The organism is Promineifilum sp. (SeqCode) (assembly GCF_041918635.1).
In the GTDB taxonomy this organism is placed as follows: Bacteria; Chloroflexota; Anaerolineae; order Promineifilales; family Promineifilaceae; genus Promineifilum.
In genome coordinates, this window is sequence record NZ_JAYRVJ010000351.1 from 1 (window position 1) to 5,192 (window position 5,192).

Annotated in this window: 4 protein-coding genes and 1 pseudogene; 1 reads left to right on the forward strand and 4 read right to left on the reverse strand. The window is 61.1% G+C overall.

Translation table 11 applies throughout. The features are described 5' to 3' along the window. On the forward strand, window positions 1-924 hold a 924-nt coding region (mvk, locus tag ACE3UY_RS11175), incomplete at its 5' end, for a mevalonate kinase (protein ID WP_374687608.1). Between the two features lie 16 nt (window positions 925-940). On the opposite strand, the gene ACE3UY_RS11180 is transcribed toward mvk, so the two are convergent. The 4 genes and pseudogenes from ACE3UY_RS11180 to ACE3UY_RS11195 form a co-directional block, all read right to left on the reverse strand. After that, on the reverse strand, window positions 941-2,452 hold the full coding sequence (locus tag ACE3UY_RS11180) for a hypothetical protein (protein WP_374687611.1): 1,512 nt from the start codon (window positions 2,450-2,452) through the stop codon (window positions 941-943). A 252-nt stretch (window positions 2,453-2,704) separates the two neighbouring features. After that, a pseudogene (locus ACE3UY_RS11185) lies at window positions 2,705-3,190 on the reverse strand (M23 family metallopeptidase); the annotation flags it as partial. 29 nt (window positions 3,191-3,219) lie between these two features. Then, on the reverse strand, window positions 3,220-4,614 hold the full coding sequence (locus ACE3UY_RS11190) for a TolB family protein (RefSeq protein ID WP_374687609.1): 1,395 nt from the start codon (window positions 4,612-4,614) through the stop codon (window positions 3,220-3,222). A gap of 427 nt (window positions 4,615-5,041) precedes the next feature. Further along, window positions 5,042-5,188 carry a bL28 family ribosomal protein gene (locus tag ACE3UY_RS11195; protein WP_374687610.1) on the reverse strand — a complete coding sequence of 49 codons (147 nt, stop codon included), beginning with the start codon at window positions 5,186-5,188 and terminating at the stop codon, window positions 5,042-5,044. Window positions 5,189-5,192: the final 4 nt, after the last annotated feature.

Sequence of the window (5,192 nt, forward strand, 5' to 3'; positions counted from 1 at the left end):
CCGGGCAAAGTCATCCTCTTTGGCGAACACGCCGTGGTCTATGGCCGGCCGGCCGTGGCCGCGCCGGTGACGCAATTGCGGGCGCGCGCGACCATCGAGGAGCTGCCCGGGCCTGACGTGCGCATGGTCACGCCCGATCTGGGGCGCGAGATGTGGCTCTCGGCGGCGCGGCAGGATAACCCCCTGGCCGTCACCGTGCGCGCCGTCCAGCGCCACTTCAGTTGTCAGGGAGTGGGCGGCTTCTCGCTCAGCGTCACCAGCGAGATACCCATCGCCAGCGGGCTGGGCAGCGGCGCGGCCATCGCCGTGGCCGTCATCCGCGCCCTGGCGCTCTACTTCGGCCGGGCGGACACGCTCTCTCGCGACGACGTCTCGCGGCTGGCCTACGAGGTGGAGCGGCTGCACCACGGCACGCCGAGCGGCATCGACAACACGGTCATTGCCTTCGAGCAGCCGGTCTACTTCGTGCGCGCCCAGCCCCAGAACCGCATCGAGACCTTCACCCCGGCGCGCCCGCTGCGCCTGCTCATTGGCGACACCGGCGTGCGCAGCGCCACGAAGATCGTCGTCGACGACGTGCGCCGCCGCTGGGAGCGCGACCCCGCCCGCTTCGAGCGCATCTTCGACGCCTGTGGCCGGCTGGCCGATGCTGGGCGCGTCGCCCTGGCCCGCGGCGATCTGGCCGCCGTCGGTGAACTGATGAGCGAGAACCACGACTGGCTGGCGCGCATGACCGTCTCCTCGACGACGCTCAACCGGTTGGTGGACGCGGCGCTGTCGGCCGGGGCGCTGGGGGCCAAGCTGAGCGGGGCGGGGCGGGGCGGCAACATGATCGCTCTGGTGAGCGGCGAGACGGAGCAGGCTGTGGCCGCGGCGTTGCGGGCCGCTGGGGCGGTGCGGATGTTTAGCAGTGACGTGGGATAAACGGCGTTACGGACAGTCAACGATTGCTGCCGTTGAAGGCCAAAGCCGTATCGTAATCATCCTTGCCATCATCGTCAACATCACTGTCAATCCAATTATGGATATTGGCCGTCGCCACGATGGGTTGGCCGCTGGATTGTATCATTACCGAGCCGATGAAGTTGCTCAAGGCTGATGGATCGTAGAAGTTGTGGGTGTCATTCACATTTACATCTTCCGTCTGTAAATGCACCTGCGCGCCGCTCTGGTTGTACCATCGGATGGTCACCTCGGTCTCTGCCGTCCCGATGTTGCGCACGTTCACCCCGCTGGCCCAGTCGCCGCCGGCCGCGGTGTAGTTGTCATACCATAGGGGCAGATGGATGATCTGCGAGCCGCTCTCGCGCAACGCCAGGTTAGAGATCAGCCGCGGGTCGGCAACGTCGGCGTCCTCCTCGCTCACCTCGCCCACCAGGGGGACGTTGTTGGTCGATTCAATCCGCACCGACCCCAGGAAACCATTGGGAATCGCCGGTGGGTTGTAGAGCACGTAAGGCGCGTAACGCTCAATGGTTCCGCTCACGGTCGAACCCTGTGGCTGGCCGTTCATGTCGTAGTAGTAAGCTCTGAAGGTCGCATCCACGGCGCCCACGTTCTGCAAGGTGATGCCGCTGGTGTTGCCGGCGTAGTTCTTCTTGACCAACGGCGCGTACAGGATCGTACTGCCGCTGCTGAAGGCGTTGTATAGCGCCGGCGCGTCGTAGGGCGAGGCGCTGTCCTCCTCTTTGGCTACGGCGGCCAACGGCTCGCTGTTGCCGGTTACATTTGAGATGACCGCCGCGTAAATGCCGTTGACCGGTATGCGCTCCCACGGATCCAGCGCCTTGCGCACATTCGGCGGCAGGACGAGCGTCTGCGGGTTGCCGGGCGGCGGATAAAAGTCGCCGCCCGTGTTGTAGTACTTGACGTCGATCGTTGTTTCTTTCACGCCGGTGTTGGTCACGTAGATCTGCGTTCGCCGGCCGACCCAGTTCATTTTTACCAACGGTACGTAGAGTGTCGGCCCGGCGACCTCCCAGCCTTTCGAGCCGCGACCGGTGGGGGCGGTGATGCTCGTCGTCCCCGCCGGCTGACCGCCGTCCTTGACCAACTCGAACGCCGACGAATCCTGGCTGGCGGCCACCAGACCCGAATAGGAAGGCGTCGGCTCGCCGTCGATCAGGACGGAGGCATAGCTGTTGACCATCTGGTTCCACTGGTCTACGACCTGTGTATTGTTGAAGTAGCTCACGTCGGTCGCGCTGCGAAACGTCGCGGCGTGGTTGCGCACGTAGGTCTGCACGTCCCAGCCCGCGCCGGACGCCGGGCGGAGAAAGGGAAACCAAGAGGGGTAGAGGCCAACGTAGGTGACCTTGCCGGTGGTGAAGGTGTGGTCACCCAAATCGCGATAGAGTGGCGTTTGTCCGCAGGAAGTTCCAGAAACGTAGTTATAGGCGTATAAGTGATAGGTTCCCGGCGAAACGTCCGTCGTGCCAAAGTTCTCGTACAAGATGCTGTCCGGATTCGCCCACGGATAGGAGTAGGTGCGGGAGGAGCTATAGCCCCCATATGACTTCTGAACGCCGCAGATTCTGAGATTACCCACGGCATTGCCGTTCGTGTCGGTAACCTTACCCACAGCTATGCCCTTGTTGGGCAAGGGGCTTAGCCATAGTTCAGGGTTACGCGACCTATTCTCCGAGTCCAAGGTAAAGTTTGGGTATATTGTTCGATCTGCTTGTGGATGCAGTGCGAGTTGGTAATGTAGGTGCGGTCCAGTAGAGTTACCCGTGTCGTCGCTTTCCGCGATTACTGTGCCTGCTACAACACTCTCACCAACATTCGGTACAACAGAGTCTTCACTCAGATGCAGGAATAACGAGTACACATAGGCCGTCGAATCAGTTGTCCGATCGTAATGGCGCTTATTGTGTTGGATGAGCACGAAGTTTCCCCAAGGGTTGTTGATTGGCTCTGTACCGTTAGGGACGTCTTCCAAGATATTCACTACCTTGCCGTCGGCAACAGCGTAGACATCTGTGCCTGTATTGTAGCCGAAGTCAAGGCCCCTATGCGTTCCCTCAGCCCACAAATAGGTCTGAGTAATGAGACCACCGGCGATTGGTCGCTGGACTTGATATGCCGTCTCAACCACGAGAGTTGAGACAAGCGCCATAGACATCGCTAACATTACGGCTAGAACCAGCCTCCGAAAGAGCTTGCTTTGTGAAAATGCTGCGCTAGTCATGGTTACTACTCCGTGTTGCGTCTATGAGCCTAGGGACTAACTACCAGGCCAATATCGAAGGCGTTAGCAGTGCTCATGAGTTTCAGACCACGACCATCAATGAGAGACAACACCCAGACTTCTGATGGGCCGGTCTGAGGAGCTTTTACGAAGATAAGCTGTGTTCCATCCGGTGACCATATTGGATTCAAGTCATCTACCTCATGGTCATCTACTGACTCCACATGGTCGTAGGTAAGGCGTCGAGGAATAGCGTTGGCGCTATCAATGAGCCATAAGTCAAATTGCGAAGCAGGCGCCTCGTACTCCACTGGGCCGCTAAAAGCAATCCATTGGCCGCTGGGCCACCAACGGGGTGCGCCAACAAGGATCTCAAACGTGCTGGTTAGCTGCTGTTGCTTAGTTCCGGCTGAGTCCGTTATCCACAAATGCGGGCCCTGGCCTCCTTCGCCATTTAGCCAAATAAAGGCAATTTGGTCACTTGTCGGAGACCATTGAGGAGCGTAAGCCCAATGAGTGGGGGAGGAAACCAGCACCCTGGGCTCTTTCGTGTCAATATCAACGACGAGCAAGTCACGCGATTGACGGAGTACTTCGTCTATTAATGCCAAATGGCGGTTATCCGACGACCAAGTGAAGTCCGTCGCCACGTGTTCGTTGGCGCGGTCAACCTTATACACCTCACTCGTCGCCCCGCTTTCCACTTCGGCCACCCACAACCCGCCGGTCTCAATCGAACGGTAAGCCAGCCGCTGGCCGTCCGGCGACCACACCGGGTCAAGGCCGTTCTTGACCAGCAATTCCAACGCGCGACTCTCCCGGTCGAGTAGGTAGATATTCACCGGATAGGGGGTATCGGGTTGCGGTATCAGTTCCCCTTCCTCGGTCAGCACCAGCGCCAGGGTCTGTCCATCCGGCGACATCGCGCCCCAGGAGCGGATGTACGCCTCGGCCGGTGGCAGGTACAGCCCGAATTCAGCCGCCGGGTCGAGAAAGAGCTTTGGCTCCCCCTCGTCGCTACGCATGGAGCGCAGCACGTCCCCGTCGCGCCAGTAGAGAGTGAAGGGCTGGGCCGTCGTCCCGTCGGGGAAGGGGATGAAGGGCGGTTCGGCCGTCGGCACGGGCGTGACGACCGGCGTGGGCGGGACGGTCGGGCCGGGCGGCGGGGTCTCCGTCGGCGGCTCAGTCGGCTCGGGTGGGTCGGTCGGCCCCGGCGTGGCCGTCGGCCAGGGGTAGGGCGGCAGGGTCGGCGTGGCGGTCGGCGGGCTCGGATAGGCGGCCAGGGCGGGGGCGGTGGCGGGCGATTCAATCGTCGTTGCCAACTCGGCCGTCGGCTCCACGCCGGCGGCCGGCGAGCAGGCGACCAGCGGCAACAGCAGAAGGACAAGCACCCACCGGCGGAAGCATTGGAACGCAGCGACCATGGGACACCTCTCTATTCAATTGGAGTCGGGGCTGAAGAACGGCTCCGGCGCGGCGGCTCGGTCAGGGGCGACCGCGCGCTAGGCAATCAGGACGGTCGTTGAAGACGATACTCAATGGCAACACTATAGCGCAAAAATCGGGGGGGCACAAGTAGACCTTTTCCCTAAAAGTTTGTGCATTTTTTCACAAACTGGTTGGCTAGGGGAAGTATCTGAGGGAGTTGACTGTTCTAGGTGAAGAACGACGATGAATCGCCTGACTACGAACCTTTTTCATTCTGGGGTAGAATCAGTTCACCAGGCGAATTCGAGAGAGCGCCTATAAAAGCAAAAGCCGGCGCGTCGGGCGCCGGCGAGGTCAACTTTGCCGAACCAATTGAGCCACAAACGAGCGTCGGTCGTTCAGGCCAAGCGCAGCCAGGTCTGGTCAGACCTTGGCCATCGTCTTCAGGCAGCGCGCGCACACATGGCGGCGCACGCGACGGCCGTCCTCATAGACGGTCGTGCGCTGGATGTTCGGCCGGAACTGCCGCTTCGTCTTGCGCTGCGAGAAGCTCACGTTATGGCCGAACATCGGC